The sequence below is a fragment of the Agarivorans gilvus genome (assembly GCF_001420915.1).
GTDB classification, from domain to species: Bacteria; Pseudomonadota; Gammaproteobacteria; order Enterobacterales; family Celerinatantimonadaceae; genus Agarivorans; species Agarivorans gilvus.
The window spans coordinates 553,025-568,738 of record NZ_CP013021.1 but is presented as its reverse complement, the minus strand read 5'-3'; the positions used below and the strand labels follow the sequence as shown (position 1 = coordinate 568,738).

The 15,714-nt window shown below is 43.5% G+C and carries 13 protein-coding genes and 1 pseudogene; 7 read left to right on the top strand and 7 right to left on the bottom strand.

The genetic code is table 11. The features are described 5' to 3' along the window. Positions 1–10 precede the first annotated feature (10 nt). Positions 11–3,139 carry an efflux RND transporter permease subunit gene (locus tag AR383_RS02710; protein WP_055731739.1) on the top strand — a complete coding sequence of 1,043 codons (3,129 nt, stop codon included), beginning with the start codon at positions 11–13 and terminating at the stop codon, positions 3,137–3,139. Positions 3,140–3,218: 79 nt separating this feature from the next. Here the strand turns inward: AR383_RS02710 and AR383_RS02705 are convergent, their stop codons facing one another. After that, positions 3,219–4,451 (bottom strand): HD-GYP domain-containing protein, encoded by a 1,233-nt coding sequence (locus AR383_RS02705; protein WP_083481476.1) that lies wholly within the window; start codon positions 4,449–4,451, stop codon positions 3,219–3,221. A gap of 193 nt (positions 4,452–4,644) precedes the next feature. Here AR383_RS02705 and AR383_RS02700 point away from each other — a divergent pair, with 193 nt between their 5' ends. Further along, positions 4,645–5,262 carry a flavin prenyltransferase UbiX gene (locus AR383_RS02700; RefSeq protein ID WP_055731737.1) on the top strand — a complete coding sequence of 206 codons (618 nt, stop codon included), beginning with the start codon at positions 4,645–4,647 and terminating at the stop codon, positions 5,260–5,262. A 30-nt stretch (positions 5,263–5,292) separates the two neighbouring features. Here the strand turns inward: AR383_RS02700 and fur are convergent, their stop codons facing one another. Then, positions 5,293–5,721 carry a ferric iron uptake transcriptional regulator gene (fur, locus tag AR383_RS02695; protein ID WP_055731736.1) on the bottom strand — a complete coding sequence of 143 codons (429 nt, stop codon included), beginning with the start codon at positions 5,719–5,721 and terminating at the stop codon, positions 5,293–5,295. Positions 5,722–5,932: 211 nt separating this feature from the next. Between fur and AR383_RS02690 the strand changes: the two genes are divergently transcribed. Further along, entirely contained in the window at positions 5,933–6,358 is a 426-nt protein-coding gene (locus AR383_RS02690) for a DUF4442 domain-containing protein (protein ID WP_232304778.1), read from the top strand. On the opposite strand, the gene AR383_RS02685 is transcribed toward AR383_RS02690, so the two are convergent. The 5 genes and pseudogenes from AR383_RS02685 to AR383_RS02665 all read right to left on the bottom strand — a co-directional run bounded on the left by AR383_RS02685 (position 6,359) and on the right by AR383_RS02665 (position 8,939). Further along, positions 6,359–6,949 carry a lytic transglycosylase domain-containing protein gene (locus AR383_RS02685; RefSeq protein ID WP_055731735.1) on the bottom strand — a complete coding sequence of 197 codons (591 nt, stop codon included), beginning with the start codon at positions 6,947–6,949 and terminating at the stop codon, positions 6,359–6,361. It abuts the gene before it with no gap. Positions 6,950–7,037: 88 nt separating this feature from the next. After that, positions 7,038–7,565: a flavodoxin FldA gene (gene fldA, locus AR383_RS02680; protein WP_055731734.1), complete on the bottom strand. Its 528-nt coding sequence runs from the start codon at positions 7,563–7,565 to the stop codon at positions 7,038–7,040. Positions 7,566–7,589: 24 nt separating this feature from the next. Continuing rightward, positions 7,590–7,874: a LexA regulated protein gene (gene ybfE / locus AR383_RS02675; protein WP_055731733.1), complete on the bottom strand. Its 285-nt coding sequence runs from the start codon at positions 7,872–7,874 to the stop codon at positions 7,590–7,592. 20 nt (positions 7,875–7,894) lie between these two features. After that, positions 7,895–8,115, bottom strand: a pseudogene (locus tag AR383_RS02670) (DUF2788 domain-containing protein). 56 nt (positions 8,116–8,171) lie between these two features. Continuing rightward, the gene (locus AR383_RS02665; RefSeq protein ID WP_055731732.1) at positions 8,172–8,939 is read right to left on the bottom strand and encodes an alpha/beta fold hydrolase; all 768 of its coding nucleotides are present in this window, start codon (positions 8,937–8,939) and stop codon (positions 8,172–8,174) included. A gap of 191 nt (positions 8,940–9,130) precedes the next feature. On the opposite strand from AR383_RS02665, the gene seqA reads away from it, so the two are divergent. From seqA to astE, 4 genes are all read left to right on the top strand, one after another. Next, the gene (gene seqA, locus AR383_RS02660) at positions 9,131–9,712 is read left to right on the top strand and encodes a replication initiation negative regulator SeqA (protein WP_055731731.1); all 582 of its coding nucleotides are present in this window, start codon (positions 9,131–9,133) and stop codon (positions 9,710–9,712) included. Between the two features lie 36 nt (positions 9,713–9,748). Beyond that, positions 9,749–11,398, top strand: coding sequence for a phosphoglucomutase (alpha-D-glucose-1,6-bisphosphate-dependent) (pgm, locus tag AR383_RS02655; RefSeq protein ID WP_055731730.1), 1,650 nt, complete (start codon positions 9,749–9,751; stop codon positions 11,396–11,398). A gap of 499 nt (positions 11,399–11,897) precedes the next feature. Further along, positions 11,898–14,372: a glycogen/starch/alpha-glucan phosphorylase gene (locus AR383_RS02650; protein WP_055731729.1), complete on the top strand. Its 2,475-nt coding sequence runs from the start codon at positions 11,898–11,900 to the stop codon at positions 14,370–14,372. Between the two features lie 107 nt (positions 14,373–14,479). Then, a complete protein-coding gene (astE, locus tag AR383_RS02645; protein ID WP_055731728.1) occupies positions 14,480–15,529 on the top strand; it encodes a succinylglutamate desuccinylase in 1,050 nt (349 codons plus the stop codon). The last annotated feature ends 185 nt before the right edge of the window (positions 15,530–15,714 follow it).

Below are 15,714 nucleotides of genomic sequence, written 5' to 3'. Positions count from 1 at the left end.
GGAGTCGGTGATGATCAGTAAGTTTTTTATTCATCGACCCAAGTTTGCTTTTGTCATTTCTATTGTATTGACCCTAGCTGGCTTTTTGTCGATCCCGGTATTACCGGTAGCGGAATTTCCAAATATTTCACCACCCATGGTATCGGTTAGTACCAGCTACCCCGGTGCTAGCGCTGACGTGGTGGCCGATACCGTCGCTAAGGTCATAGAGGCCGAAGTCAACGGTGTTGAAAACATGATTTACATGGAGTCTAAAGGCGCCAACGATGGTAGTTATAGCCTTAACGTCACTTTTGAAGTAGGCAGTGATGTGGAGATGGCGCAGGTGAACGTACAAAACCGTGTTCAACAAGCCATGCCGCGGCTACCGAGTGAAGTGCAACGTAACGGGGTAAAAGTACAAAAGCAAGATCCGAACATATTGATGATGCTTAACTTGGTCTCGCCCAATGAAACACTAGATAATTTGTTTTTGAATAACTACTTGGGAATTAACATCAAGGACAACCTAGCGCGGGTTAACGGTGTTTCCAAGGTGAGTATTATTGGTGGCATGGATTATTCCATGCGGATTTGGCTTAATCCCGATCGCATGGCCAGTTTAGGGGTCACTGTAGAAGACGCGGTTAGCGCCATTCAAGAACAAAATATTCAAGTAGCGGCTGGTCGTATTGGCGCAGCGCCGGTTCCACGCGAACAACAATTCCAATATACCCTTACTACAAAAGGGCGTTTAAACCGCCCTGAAGAATTTGAAAATATTATCGTTCGCTCTAACGCCGATGGTAGCGCGATTTACTTGCGCGATATTTCACGCATTGAGTTAGGCGCAGCAAGTTACGACGCCGAAGCGAAGCTAGATAATAAAGACTCGGCCTTGTTATTTATCTACCAATCTAGTGGGGCGAATGCTTTAGATGTAGCGAAGGGGATCCGTGCTGAGCTTGATAGATTAAGCAGTCAATTTCCTAACGATTTAGACTATAAAATCCTCTACGACACCACGCAGTTCGTTGAAACCTCAATCAGCGAGATGATTGAAACATTGCTCATTGCAGTGGCCTTGGTAATCTTCGTTGTTTATATCTTCTTACAAGATTTTCGTCAGACCTTGATTCCAGGGATTGCTATCCCGGTGTCTTTAGTGGGTACCTTTGCCTTTTTATTAGCCACCGGTATGAGCATTAATACCGTTTCTTTATTCGCCTTAATTTTGGCTATCGGTATTGTGGTTGATGATGCGATCGTCGTGGTGGAAAATACCACCCGTTTGATGCAAGAAGAAGGCTTAAATGCGGTTGAGGCGACGACCAAGTCGATGCAGGAAGTCACCGGGCCTGTGGTTGCGACCACCTTAGTTTTGTTAGCGGTATTTGCTCCTACTGCGGTGATGCCAGGTATTACTGGTCAAATGTATGCACAGTTCTCCATTACCATTTGTATCTCGGTACTGATTTCGTCGATTAATGCACTTACTTTAAGCCCGGCTTTATGTGCTTCCTTGTTAAAAACACCGAAAGTTCACGACAAAGGTTTTCATGCCTTTTTTAATAAGCACTTTGAAAAGGTCACTGGAAAGTACAGTGGTTTTGTTAGTGGTATGGTGCGTAAGTTGTCCTTAGTGGGATTGATTTATGTATTGCTGCTTGGTGCAACGGGCTATTTGGCTACCTCTTTACCCACGGGGTTTGTGCCCACCGAAGATAAAAAAGCCTTCTTTGTAGATGTGCAATTACCCAATGGCGCTTCCATCAATCGTACCCAACAAGTGATTAGCCAAATGGTCGATGAAATTAAGCAGTTGGATGGCGTAACAAATGTTATTTCGGCCAGTGGTTATTCGATTATTTCTGGAGCTGTGTCCTCTAATGCCGGCCTCATGGTGGTGATTCTTTCTGATTGGGATGAACGACAAACTCCCGGTATGGATGAGGCTGGGATCCTAGCCAAAGCCAATGCAGTACTGGCTGGTTATAACTCGGCCCAAGCTATGGGGTTCTCGCTACCAGCCTTGCCCGGTGTAGGCACAGTCGCCGGTGTCGAGTTTTATATTCAGGATACTCTTGGGCGCAGCCCGGCAAACCTAGCCAGTGTGATGCGCAGTACCGCAGTAGAAGCGGGTGGGGCACCAGAGCTTGCGGCCGCATTCAGTACTTACCGAGCCGATGTCCCTCAGTTATTTGTTGATGTAGATCGACAAAAAGCCAAAGTACAGGGAGTGCAACTTAACAGTATTTTCACTACCTTGCAGACCATGCTTGGTTCTATGTATGTGAATGACTTTAACCGTTTTGGTAAGGTTTTTCGGGTAAACATGCAGGCTGAAAGTGAGTTTAGGGACTCGGAGCAAGATATTGCGCGTTTTTACATTCGTAATAAATTCGATGAGATGGTGCCATTAAATACCTTGGTGAGTGTCGAACCCAAATTGGGTCCTGAATACATTAACCAGTTTAACCTATACGGCGCGGTTAAGATGAATGCCTTTCCTGCACCCGGTTATAGCTCAGGTCAGGCTATCGAGGCAGTAAAACGTATTGCTGAAACCTCCTTCCCTAATGGCTATACCTATGAATGGTCTGGGCAAACTTATCAAGAACTTAAAGCCGGTAACTTGGCGCCGTTTATTTTCACTTTGGCCTTAGTGTTCACTTATTTGTTCTTGGTAGCGCAGTATGAAAGTTGGACCATTCCTATCTCGGTCATGCTTGCCGTTCCGGTCGCAATTCTCGGGGCCTTTGTTTATATCTGGGTGATGGGAGCAGACGTTAATCTGTATACTCAAATTGGTCTGGTATTGTTAATTGGCTTGGCCTGTAAAAATGCCATCTTGATTGTGGAGTTCGCCAAACAGCTTAGAGAAAGTGGTTTAAGTATCAAAGACTCGGCGGTGAAAGCGGCGCGCTTACGCTTTAGAGCGGTATTGATGACGGCCTTTTCCTTTATCTTAGGGGTGATTCCATTAGTCACCGCCACCGGTGCTGGTGCTGCCAGCCGGGTTTCTTTAGGCTACGCGGTGATGGGGGGAATGATTGCCGCCACTATCGTAGGTACGTGTTTAGTTCCGGTATTCTTTGTGATGTTGCAAAGTTTACGAGAAAAAGTGAAGGCGAAAGGAAAAGCCGAAGCCGAAAGTTAAACCACGAGTTGCTTAAGACTAAAAATAAACGCCTGATGAAGTTCATCAGGCGTTTTTATTGGTTGCTGATATCTTTAGGTTACTCTTGGTCTGGGTCGAAGAAATAGCAGCAACGTAGTTTAGCGTCATAGTTTTTAGTGAGCACTGCTGGTACTTCATCCCATTTTACTGACTTAACTATTTTTTGAGGCTCTTTGCTTAAATCCAATACATTGGCATTGCCAAAACTCTTGCCTTTTTCTAACAATAATACCCGCGGTTTTAACTTTTGTTTGGGGTTACTCGACATCACCATGGCAAAGTTGCCGTCATCTAAGCTAACCAATGAACCGGGTGGATAGATCCCCAGCGTATTCATCAGTTGTTCTAGATATAACTTGTTGTATTTTGTACCAGCACTTTTATAGAGCAGGGCAAAGGCTTCCTGAGGTGTGAGCTTTTTTTGGTTTGCTAAGGGGCTGCACAGGTGCTCAAAAGCATCCACAATCGCCAGTAGTTGCGTAGGTTTGTCGATTTCTTTGGCTGTTACACCGCGAGGATAGCCACTTCCGTCTAAACGCTCGTGGTGATTGAGTACCATGGGCAGTATTTCTTCGGGAAAGGAACCGGCCTTCTTAATTAAGTCGACGCTGAATTTAGGGTGAGTTTGATAGAAGTTTTGTTCGGCGCTAGTCCACTCTTGCAGTTTGCGGCGGATCTGATGTGGTACTTTTAATTCACCAATATCATGGATCATCGCAGCAATACACAGTAGCTGGCACTCTTTTTCAGTAAAACCTAGGTTCTTTGCCACCAATACCGAAATGACCGCCACATTGACACTGTGGAAAAAAATATCTTCATCACTACAGGGCTCTAAACTGACATAAACACTGTGCGCTTTGCTGGATTTAAATAGCAATTGTAGGGTGGTGTTAACCTGTTCAAAAATACTGTAATAAGCTTCATCGGGTCTGCTGGTAAATTTGGCAAGGGCGCCGCGGAATTTATCAGCACTTTGCAGATAAGCCTTGTTGGCGCGTTTCTGTCCTTTTCTGAGCTCTTCTAACCATAGTTGCTTGGGATCGGCTTGTGGTTTATCGGCGAGTTGATCTTGATTGAGCTGTTCATCGGCTTGTAGTGTTACGGCGATACTCGATTTACCGGGAATAATTTCTATTTGTTCTAAACCCAGCGAGCGTAATACGGTTATTTGTTCTTGGTTTTTAATTTTGAAACTATTGCGCATAAATGGATGCGCAGTCCACCCTAAAGGAAGGCTGATATAATGTCCTACTTGCAATGCTGCTACGGGTATCTCGACTTTTGACATATAGAAATTTTTTAAAACCCTTTTGCAAATTGTAGTAAATAGTCACAAATATATAAATCATTGATTGTGCATAACAAGTCGCCTCGCACACTTATTGCGTTTACAATTATGTAAAACAACTTGTCGTAAGACAGGATAGTCTTAATCTTCCCGATTAAGCTTTTTAAATTTATCACGAAATGTTACTAAATAAATGAAAAATAAAGAAATAACTTTAGCTATAACCGGGGCTTCTGGGGCGCCTTATGCTTTATGTTTACTCGAGCATTTGGTTCAACGCGATTTTAACATTCACTTGTTGGTTTCTAGTGCGGCTAAGGTAGTACTAGCCACCGAGGTAGACGAACAATGGCCGAGTTCCTCAGAAAAAGCGCAGGCTTTTTTTCAGCAGCGCTTTAATGCGGAGCCTGAGCAAATTGTCATGCCAGGAAAAAATGATTGGTTTTCCGCTGTGGCTTCTGGCTCTGCTGCCCCCAAACAAATGATTGTATGTCCCTGTAGCATGGGGACTTTGGCCTCAATTGCCATGGGGATGTCAGATACTCTTTTAGAGCGAGCCGCTGATGTGGTGATTAAAGAGAAAGGGCAGCTTATTTTAGTGCCAAGGGAAATGCCTTATTCGGTGATTCATTTGGAGAACATGCTTAAGTTGGCTAAGTTAGGCGTAGAAATTTTCCCTGCAAGTCCAGGGTTTTATCATCAGCCCGAGACTATACAGGATTTAGTAGAGCATGTTGTATCACGTATTCTCGACCATCTTGGTATTGATAATGATCTAAGCACACGATGGGGTTACGCCAAAAACCAATAAGCAAGTGGCGAGGCACTTGCTTATAGCTTTTTATTCTTCGTCGTTGCAGTCGCCTTTGGTGCAATGACCGTAAAGGTAAAGACTATGGGCGGTGAGATCGATGTTATTTGCCTTGGCAATTTCACGCTGACGTTGCTCAATGGTTTCATCATTAAACTCAATGACTTTACCGCAGTCTAAACATACTAGATGGTCATGATGATGTTGGGTATTAAGCTCAAATACAGACTTACCACCTTCAAAATGATGGCGAGTAACGATGCCGGCGTCATCAAACTGGTTTAGTACCCGATAGACGGTTGCTAAGCCAATTTCTTCACCCTGATCTATTAGTAACTTATATAAATCTTCGGCACTAATATGTTGATTATTTGGAGTTTGTAAAAGCTCTAGAATTTTCATTCTTGGCAAGGTGACTTTTAGGCCCGCTTTTTTTAGAGCTTGGTTATTATCAGACATAGGTAAAATTTTTTCCCTTGCTGTTATTCATTCCATAATTGCCGCTTAGTATACGGTCTAACTCGACAAACAGAAAGCGTGATAACAAAACTTGTAGACTAGTTAGTTATTTATTAACCTATTTGTAACACATCGTACCAGTTAAGCTTATGGATTTATTACTTAAGAACGCTTTTGTTGCAAAAACTTTACTAAATTTATGGCCTCCATTTTGGGGGCGGGTATAAAAATTGAAAATTTGTCGCGAGAATTTACCGTTTGTCGGGTGCGCTTAGCATTTCGTTGGTGGAATAAAAATGCTAACCGCTCGCAATTTGGAGGGGCGATATTTTCGATGACCGATCCTATTTATCCGCTAATGTTAATGGCGATATTAGGTAATCGTTATCATGTATGGGATAGCGAAGCTTCAATTAAGTTTGTCACACCTGGCCGCAGTAAGGTATTTGCCGAGTTTCAATTGGACCAGCAGTTTATCCAGCAGATCGTTGCTCAGGCGGCTAATGGAGAAAAATATACACCAACGGTAAGCACCAAGGTGTTTGACGAGCAGGGAAAATTAATTGCGGTGGTCACGCGGCGTTTATATATTCGTTTAAAGCGTGAATATCGACCAGCTGTACAGCAACTGGCTTAACTATTGTTGACTGAGGTTTTGTTTATAGCGATTGATGACTTTAGTCACGTAATCTTGGGTTTCAGGATAGGGAGGAATGACAAAGCCATAACGCTTAACGGTGTTCTCGCCAGAGTTATAAGCGGCAAGGGCTAATTGTAAAGACTCAAATTCATCCAAAAGCCAGCGCAAATAACGGCTACCAGCTTCGATGTTTTGCTCGGGCAGAAAGGGATCGGCCACCGAAAAGCGCTGCGCAGTGGCTGGCATTAATTGCATTAAACCCATCGCTCCGGCTCTAGATACCGCATTGGCCTTATAATTGGATTCTGTCGCAACCACTGCATGTACTAGGGCGGGGTCAAGTTGATGACGCCGTGCACTGTTTACAATGAATTGGTGGTAGGGAAGTTCACTGATTCTTGTTAGTGCTAGAGTTTTCGGCTGGCTTTGCGACAAAGACTTAGGCGTTCGCATTAATAAACGCCAGTTTTTACCTTGTTTTTCTTGGGCAAAATGCATCACACCGTTGGAGTCTTGATAAAACCAAACGTCTGCGTAAATGCCGCCACTTAATAGCGAAAGCGATAGAATAAAAAGTAGTTTGTACACGCTGTTCTCCCTCTGACTAATAGTTAAGCATAAATTTGGCCAACTATTTGAGGGCTAGATAGAAAAACTGGGCTTTCGCCCAGCTCGTTTAGTCGGCTAGTTCTGCCAAGCACATTTCTTCATAAACTTGTTGGCACCAGGCTTTTACTCGCTCTTGGGTGAGCTCTGGTTGGCGATCTTCGTCGATGCCTAAACCAACAAAGTGGGTGTCGTCTGCCAAGGCTTTCGATTCTTCGAAGTCGTATCCTTCGATAGGCCAGTGGCCAACTACGGTCGCGCCTTTGTTAACAACGATGTCGTTGATGGTGCCCATGGCGTCAAGAAAGTACTCGGCGTAATCTTCTTGGTCACCACAACCAAAAATAGCGACCAGTTTTTCAGAAAAGTCGATTTGTTCTAGTTCTGGGAAAAAGTCGTCCCAATCACATTGGGCTTCACCGTAATACCATGTGGGAATGCCAAGCAAAATCAGTGAAAATTCATCAATATCTTCTTTTGACGACTTGGCAATGTCTTTGACTTCAACAAGTTTTTTGCCTAGTTCTTTTTGAATCATTTGTGCTACAGCTTCGGTATTACCGGTGTCGCTGCCAAAAAATATTCCTACACTCGCCATAAATGTTACCTGTTTTAAAAACTATTAATTTGTTGAAAACTGACTGACTTGTTTATTCAACATTTTCTCTATCAGCTCACTACGGCTAATGCCTGATTCAGTGGCGAGCTGGTTTAGTTTTTCGAAAAGCTGCTGTTCTACTTTCAGTTCTATTCTTTTAAGCCCATTGGCGCGATCTCGTTTGAGTTGATTGCGTTTGTTGGCTTTAAGTTGATCTTTGCGCTCTAAAGGATTGGTTCGTGGCCGGCCAACCCGTTTTTCACTCGCGAATAGATCAATTGTAGTTCGATCTGTATTTTGTTTTGCCATTTAATGTATGAAACAACCGTTTAGCCTAAACCACTGCCTTCCCATGACAATTGGATTAAGCCTTTTGCAATAAAGCCTGCACATCCTAAAAACAACACTAACCACACCACGGCACGGCCAAAGGGGGAACATTGCCTTTTTTCAGAACGTCTTGAATAGCCATGCCGATAAAGAAAAATAGAACTACAAAACCAATATTTAAAGCCAGGCTTTCTATTAAATCTATATGCTTAGCGAACATGACTATCCCTGAGATAAAAATTCGACGCGCACTATATCACAAAGCCTCGTAGGGTGTTAAATATGCTTGGCTAAAAACTGCTCAGTTAAACGGTTAAAAAGCGCAGGTTTTTCAGCGTGTAACCAATGTCCAGTGCCGTTGATAATCTTTAACTGAGCTTGAGGAAACTGTTCAGTTACTGCCGCCTGATACTGGCTGGTGATATAGTCAGACTGCTCACCCTTTATAAATAGGCAAGGCTTACTAAAGGCGGCGCCTGCTTGCCAATCAATAATTTGTGAATAGGCTTGTTCAAGTTTGCTTATGTCGAATAGCCAAGTCCAGCCTTGCGATGTTTTGGTGAGCGATTTAAGCAGAAACTGCCTCACTCCTGGTTCTTGTACATGAACACTAAGTTGCTTATCGGCGTCGGCGCGCGAGCGAATGTTGTCTAATTGAACGTTGTTTAGGCCTGCAAACACCGCTTGATGGCCATGTTGATAACTTACAGGGGCGATGTCAGCTACCACCAAAGCCTTGACTAACTCAGGATAAGCTTGTGCCGTTGCCATAGCAATTTTTCCGCCCATGGAATGTCCAACTAGCGCACATTGCTCAATCGCTAGATGGTTGCATAGCTTTTTTATGGTATCGGCCTGTAGCGCATAATCCATGCTAGTGGAGCGGGGCGAGTGGCCGTGGTTTAAAGTATCTACACTGATCACTTGATAGCCAAGTTGCAATAAATGTTTGGCTAGTATCCCTAAATTGGAAAGGCTACCAAATAAACCATGTATCAGTAGAACTGGAAAACCGTGTCCTTGTTGTTGGTAATTAAGTTGCAAGTTTGTTTACCTCATCGCTCAAAATTTTCACATAGTCTGCCTATTGGAAACAATGACTACAAGTTGAAAGGGCGTTGATTGTTTAGAATTTCAGCTTTTGCGGCTTCGCTTTAGGATTATTGGTGAGTTATTGGCTTTGCTATGTATAATAATTGCTTACCTTAAGAGCAATGCAACACCAGAAAGCAACGATGAAAACAATAGAAATTGAAGAAGATTTGTATTTATACATTGCCGGGCAAACCAAGCACATTGGTGAAAGTGCCTCAGATATTTTACGACGTTTATTACAAGTAAATAGCGGCGGGCAGCTATCTGATAAGGACACCGCGAACAGTGATACAACGCCGCAGTCGCTTAGTGATGAAGCCTCTCCAAACGACGCAGCTAGCAGCGAACCAGAAATTAGTGATAGCGCCAGTAAATTGGAAACCAGTAGGGATTGGACCTCGCATTTTGAACTGGCCGAAGTGGCTCAAGCAGGAAGCTCTACTAAACGTTTTTTATTTTTGCTTTCAAAGCTGTATTCCATTGACACTGCATTGTTTAGTCAAGCTTGTGTTATTAAAGGCAGTAAGCGCGAATACTTTTCTCAGGATAAACAGCAATTACTTGCCTCAGGTAAAACCAGTAAACCACAGGCTATTCCCAATACCCCTTATTGGGTTATCACCAATACGAACACGGCGAGAAAACGCCATATTTTACAGCATGTAGCAAGCGAGATGGGCTTAAACGAAACCATTATTGAACGCTTGCTGGAAGCTATCTGATTTTTCATTTCAACTTAAACTTTGGAGAAGCTATTCATGGCTATTCACCCTTTAGCAGGTAAGCCGGCGCAAGCTGAACACCTAGCAAACATTCCACGTTTAGTGGCTGACTACTATTTATTGCAACCCGATGTGTCAGTGCGTGAGCAACAAGTGGCCTTTGGTACTTCGGGACACCGCGGTAGCTCAAGCAAAAAAGCCTTTAACGAGAATCATATCTTGGCTGTGAGTCAGGCTATTGCCGAGTACCGTTTGGCACAGGGAACTAAAGGCCCTCTATATATAGGTAAAGATACCCACGCCTTATCAGAACCGGCTTTTTGTTCAGCGGTAGAAGTATTTGCTGCCAATGGCGTTGAAGTTCGCTACCAAGAAGGTTTGGGTTATACCCCTACGCCCGTTATTTCACATGCCATTCTAGCTTATAACCGCTTAGGTAAAGAGCAGGCCGATGGGGTAGTGATCACGCCTTCACATAACCCACCAGAAGACGGCGGCTTTAAATATAACCCTCCTAATGGCGGTCCAGCTGACAGTGACGTGACCAAAATAGTACAAGATCGCGCCAATGAAATTTTGGCCAATGGACTTAAAGATGTGAAACGCCTTAGCTACGATGAAGCTATCGCCATGCCTTCTGTTGTCGCCATTGATTACATCAAACCTTATGTTGACGACTTGGCTAACGTACTGGATATGGAAGCGATTGCCAAAGCTAAGGTTAAGATTGGTGTTGACCCACTAGGCGGCAGCGGTATCGATTTCTGGCCTGTCATTGCCGAAACCTACGGTTTAGACATTGAAGTAGTAAACGACCGCGTTGATCCTACTTTCGCGTTTATGACCTTGGATAAAGACGGAAAAATCCGTATGGATTGTTCTTCGCCTTATGCTATGGCCAGCCTGATTGCTTTAAAAGACAAGTTTGACGTAGCAGTAGCCAATGACCCCGACTACGACCGCCACGGTATTGTAACCAAGAGCAGCGGCTTGCTTAACCCTAATCATTACCTAGCTGTAGCTATTAACTACCTTTATTCTCACCGTAGTGGATGGAGCAAAGATGCAGCCATTGGTAAGACCTTAGTGTCTAGCTCGATGATTGACCGCGTAGCTGCAAGTCTAGGCCGTGAACTTAAAGAAGTGCCAGTGGGCTTTAAATGGTTTGTAGATGGCCTGTTTGACGGCAGCATTGCCTTTGGTGGTGAAGAAAGTGCGGGGGCTTCCTTCCTTCGTAAAGATGGCGGCGTTTGGAGCACCGATAAAGACGGCATTATCTTAGCTTTATTAGCGGCTGAGATCATTGCCGTTACAGGGAAAGATCCAGGTGAGCATTATCAATCTTTTGTTAGCCAGTTTGGTGAACCAGTGTACAAACGCATTGATGCGCCTGCCAGCATTGAGCAAAAAGCGGTGTTAAGTGCGCTTGATCCTGCGATGGTTGAAGCAGAGACGTTAGCTGGTGAGGCGATTACCGCCAAGTTAACAGCAGCGCCTGGTAACGGTGCGGCCATTGGTGGCCTAAAAGTGGTCACTGAGAATGGTTGGTTTGCTGCACGCCCATCTGGCACTGAAGCTATCTATAAGATTTATATGGAAAGTTTCAAAGGAGAACAGCATTTAGCACTAATTGAACAGGAAGCACAAACCATCGTTTCTGCTGCATTAGCTAAAGCTGGTCTATAATAAACACTCATTCAACAAAAGGGTATTGCATAAATACCCTTTTTTTATGCATAAGAATCGAGTGAAAACGTATGGCAAATGCGTTAAATTGCAAGTTCTGTAATAAAGTTGTTACATATTAAAGGCATAGTCTGAATTGGACGATAAATAGACATATTGGCTTGGGAGGCCCGTTTTTATTGATTGCGATCAAGCCTGATGCCGATTTATCCATGAAAGCATTTTCAAAAACTGGGCTTTTATTTAGTTTTCTTTACACTTCGTTTCGGTTCTTTGAGTGAAAATGCTTTTTTTTAGAAAAATGCATAAAAATTTAGTCTTGAGAGAGGCTTTTTTACCTAAATGTGATGTAGAGCGTATATAATATCGTCCTGCATCGGTAACATGAGCTCGGATTTTTTGAGCACATACAGTCTTTGGTAATAATTGCTGACCGGTTAACCAGCAGTTGTTACTTTTGAAGATGTCACCACAAAGGTTAGATACAAAGGAAATTCACATGGCCGCTAAAAAGGCAACAGCAAAAAACGCACTAGCGTTATCTAAAGAGCAGTTTAAAGATTCTATCGTTAAACACTTACGTAGTACTCTTGGTACTGATGAAGCACGTGCTAACAACCAAGCTTGGTGGAAAGCAACTTGTTCAGCAGTTAATGAATTAGTTTTTGATCGTTTGACTGAAACTTCAAAAGCAAACGCTGAAAATGATTCTCGCGCAGTTCACTACTTATCTCTTGAGTTCTTGATGGGTCGTTTAACTGTAAACAACCTTCACAACGTTGGCGTATTCGATGCCGCGCGTGATGCACTTACTGATTTAGGTAAAGACATCAACGACATTTGTGATGAAGAACCAGATATGGCTCTTGGTAACGGTGGTCTAGGTCGTCTAGCAGCCTGTTTCATCGATTCTTTGGCTACCTTGAACTACCCAGCAGTAGGCTACGGTATCCACTACGAGCACGGCTTATTCCGTCAAGAAATCCAAGGCGGTCGCCAAATCGAACGTCCAGATAGCTGGCGCGAGTACGGTAACCCTTGGGAAATCTGCCGTCCTGAATCAATTCAAGAAGTACCACTATACGGTTACGTTGAAACGGTATTTGGCGAAGACGGCAAAATGCGTAAAGTTTGGCACGCTGGTCGCCAAATTAAAGGTGTGCCATGGGATATCCCAGTAGTAGGCTACGAAGCAAAAACTGTAAACGTATTACGTTTGTGGGAATCAAAAGCAGCTGACTTCTTCGATTGGGACGTATTCAACGCAGGCGGTTACGTAGATTCTCAAGCTGAGAAATCTCAAGCTGAAGCCGTTTCTAAAGTGCTATACCCGAACGACGAAAGCGAGCAAGGTAAAGAACTACGTTTAATTCAACAGTACTTCTTCTGTGCTTGTTCACTAAAAGACATCATTCGTCGTTACAAACGTAACCACACTGATTTCTCACAATTCTCTAAACAAGCTGTTATCCAGTTGAACGATACTCACCCAACTGTAGCTATTCCTGAGTTGATGCGCATTCTTATCGACGAAGAAGGTTTGGTATGGGATGACGCGTGGAAGATCTGTTCAGAAACTTTCGCCTACACTAACCACACTCTATTGCCAGAAGCATTAGAAAAATGGGCTGTGTACTTATTCGAGAAAGTATTACCACGTCACCTAGAAATCATTTACGAAATCAACCGTCGCTTCCTAGAAGACGAAGTTGAAGCTAAATGGCCTGGCAACGATGAAATGAAACGTCACCTTTCTATCATCGAAGAAGGCGAAACTCGCATGGTTCGCATGGCGTTCCTATGTGTTGTTACTTGTTTCAAAACTAACGGTGTTGCAGCAATGCACTCTGAATTGGTTAAACAAGACTTGTTCCCTGAATTCTGTGAACTATGGCCTGAGCGTTTCGAAAACGTGACTAACGGTGTCACTCCTCGTCGTTGGTTGTTAGCTTGTAACGAAGAATTAGCTAGCATGTACACTGACCTAGTGGGTGATCAATGGCCACGTGACCTAACTCTACTTAGCAAAGCTAACGAGTTTGCTGATGATGCTAAATTCCAGAAGAAATTCATGGACATCAAGCACACTAAGAAAGTTCAACTAGCTAAAGTAATCAAAGACCTATGTGATGTTGAAGTTGATCCAAATGCGATCTTCGACATTCAAATTAAACGTCTTCACGAGTACAAGCGTCAGCACCTAAACGTGCTACACATACTAGCGCTATACCGTCGTTTACTAGAAAATCCAAACTACGAAATGAACAAACGTGTGTTCATCTTCGGCGCGAAAGCGGCACCGGGTTACAAACTAGCTAAAGACATCATTTACGCTATCAACAAGATTGCTGATAAAGTAAATAACGACGAGCGTATCCAAGGTAAACTTAAAGTAGTATTCCTACCTAACTACCGTGTAACTCTTGCTGAGAAACTATTCCCAGCGGCTGACGTATCTGAGCAGATCTCTACTGCTGGTTACGAAGCTTCAGGTACAGGTAACATGAAGTTTGCTCTTAACGGTGCACTAACTCTTGGTACTCTTGACGGTGCAAACGTAGAAATCGCTGAAGAAGTAGGCGACGAAAACGTATTTATCTTCGGTCTAAACTGTGACGAAGTTAAAGCACTTAAAGCTGCAGGTTACAACCCATGGGATTACTACTACGGTAACCCTGAGCTAAAAGCGGTTCTAGATTGGTTAGAAACTGACTACTTCACTCCTGGTGCGCCTGGTGAGTTAGCTTCTATTAAACAAAGCTTGTTAGAAGGTGGTGACCCTTACCTATGTCTAGCTGATTTTGCTTCTTACTCTGAAGCTCACATCGCGGTAGATAAGATGTACAGCGACAAGAAAGGTTGGGCTCGTAAAGCTATTATCAACTCAGCGTCTGTAGGTAAATTTAACTCAGACCGCTCAATCGAAGATTACGTAGACCGTATCTGGCATCTTGAAAAAGTAATGCCTAACTAAGCTAGATTTAGCCTTAGTTAATTGAAGAGGGAGACAGTGTCTCCCTTTTTTTATGCCTGTAAAACCAGCATACTATCGTTAAGAATATTCATTTTTAAGGATAAGATGTGTCAGAACTGCCGTTAATTCAGCTGGGGCTTCTGCAATATACGCTTAATCAGCCCATTGATACTGAGCGCTTTAGCTTCACTTTAAACAACGGAACAACTGTGAGTATGCTAGATGCTGGGGTATTGTTATTTGAACCTCAAGTTGAGGGGCAACGCGCTTTGGTTTTTTCCGCTGGGATCCACGGTAATGAAACCGCCCCCATCGAATGCTTGGACAAATTGGTTAGCGGGCTTCTGCGGCAAACAATCAGTGTTAGCCAGCCCTTGTTGGTCATTCTCGGCAACCCTCCGGCGATGCTCAAAGCTTGCCGCGAATTGGAGGTGAACCTTAACCGACTGTTTGTTGGGCAATATAGAAATTACCCAGATTGCTATGAAACGCAGCGAGCGGCTCGTTTAGAACAAGTGGTAGCAGAGTTTTACGCTAAATACCCACAACATCAAGCCTATCATCTTGACCTTCACACTGCGATTAGAGCTTCGCAACATGAAAAATTTGCGGTTTATCCTTTTACTCATGGCCAGCCTTGGAAGCGCAATGACTTAGCCTTATTGCAAGCTTGTGGCGTCAATTGTGTGCTGTTCTCGAATCAGCCGGCATCCACCTTTAGCTATCACTCCAGTTTTAAGCATAATGCGACGGCCTTTACTGTGGAGCTAGGTAAGGTTCATCCTTTTGGCGAGAATGATTTAACCACACTGTCTCAGCTAACTGAGACTTTGCAGCAACTGATAGGTGACAGCGATCTTTCTTCGCTCAGCTTTGTATTTGAAGACGCTTTGCTATTTGAAGTAAGTGATGTGATTCATCGCACCGAGCAAGACTTTGGTTTTAGTTTTAGCCAGAGTCAAGCAAACTTCACTGAGTACCCCAGCGGATATATTTTGGGTCATAACGGTAGCCAACAACTGATTGTTGAAGACGGCCCTAAAGCGATTGTGTTTCCTAATGACAAAGTCGCCTTACAACAGCGCGCTGTATTGTTGGTAAAAAAAATGAGCAAAGCGGATATCGAGCACGCGATAGAGCAGGGGAGCTTGAGTTAAGTAGATTTGGTCTAAGCTAATATGCGGCTTTAAGCAGAGAAATATTCCTAAGAATTTAAACCATGGCTTGTCTAAATCCTGTTGAGTAAGTGAAACTCAACACAACACATTGTTAGCCGCAAAAGCGTGTAGCTAGCGGTTTTGCCATGATATAATCCGACCAATTTTTAATACCTTAGAGTGGG

What these genes read in the sequence shown, in the direction of transcription:
- AR383_RS02705 (WP_083481476.1), bottom strand. Translation starts at nt 4,451, where the DNA reads ATGTCAAAAGTCGAGATACCCGTAGCAGCATTGCAAGTAGGACATTAT.
- pgm (WP_055731730.1), top strand. Translation starts at nt 9,749, where the DNA reads ATGGCTATTCACCCTTTAGCAGGTAAGCCGGCGCAAGCTGAACACCTA.
- fur (WP_055731736.1), bottom strand. Translation starts at nt 5,721, where the DNA reads ATGTCTGATAATAACCAAGCTCTAAAAAAAGCGGGCCTAAAAGTCACC.
- AR383_RS02700 (WP_055731737.1), top strand. Translation starts at nt 4,645, where the DNA reads ATGAAAAATAAAGAAATAACTTTAGCTATAACCGGGGCTTCTGGGGCG.
- seqA (WP_055731731.1), top strand. Translation starts at nt 9,131, where the DNA reads ATGAAAACAATAGAAATTGAAGAAGATTTGTATTTATACATTGCCGGG.
- AR383_RS02710 (WP_055731739.1), top strand. Translation starts at nt 11, where the DNA reads ATGATCAGTAAGTTTTTTATTCATCGACCCAAGTTTGCTTTTGTCATT.
- ybfE (WP_055731733.1), bottom strand. Translation starts at nt 7,874, where the DNA reads ATGGCAAAACAAAATACAGATCGAACTACAATTGATCTATTCGCGAGT.
- fldA (WP_055731734.1), bottom strand. Translation starts at nt 7,565, where the DNA reads ATGGCGAGTGTAGGAATATTTTTTGGCAGCGACACCGGTAATACCGAA.
- AR383_RS02650 (WP_055731729.1), top strand. Translation starts at nt 11,898, where the DNA reads ATGGCCGCTAAAAAGGCAACAGCAAAAAACGCACTAGCGTTATCTAAA.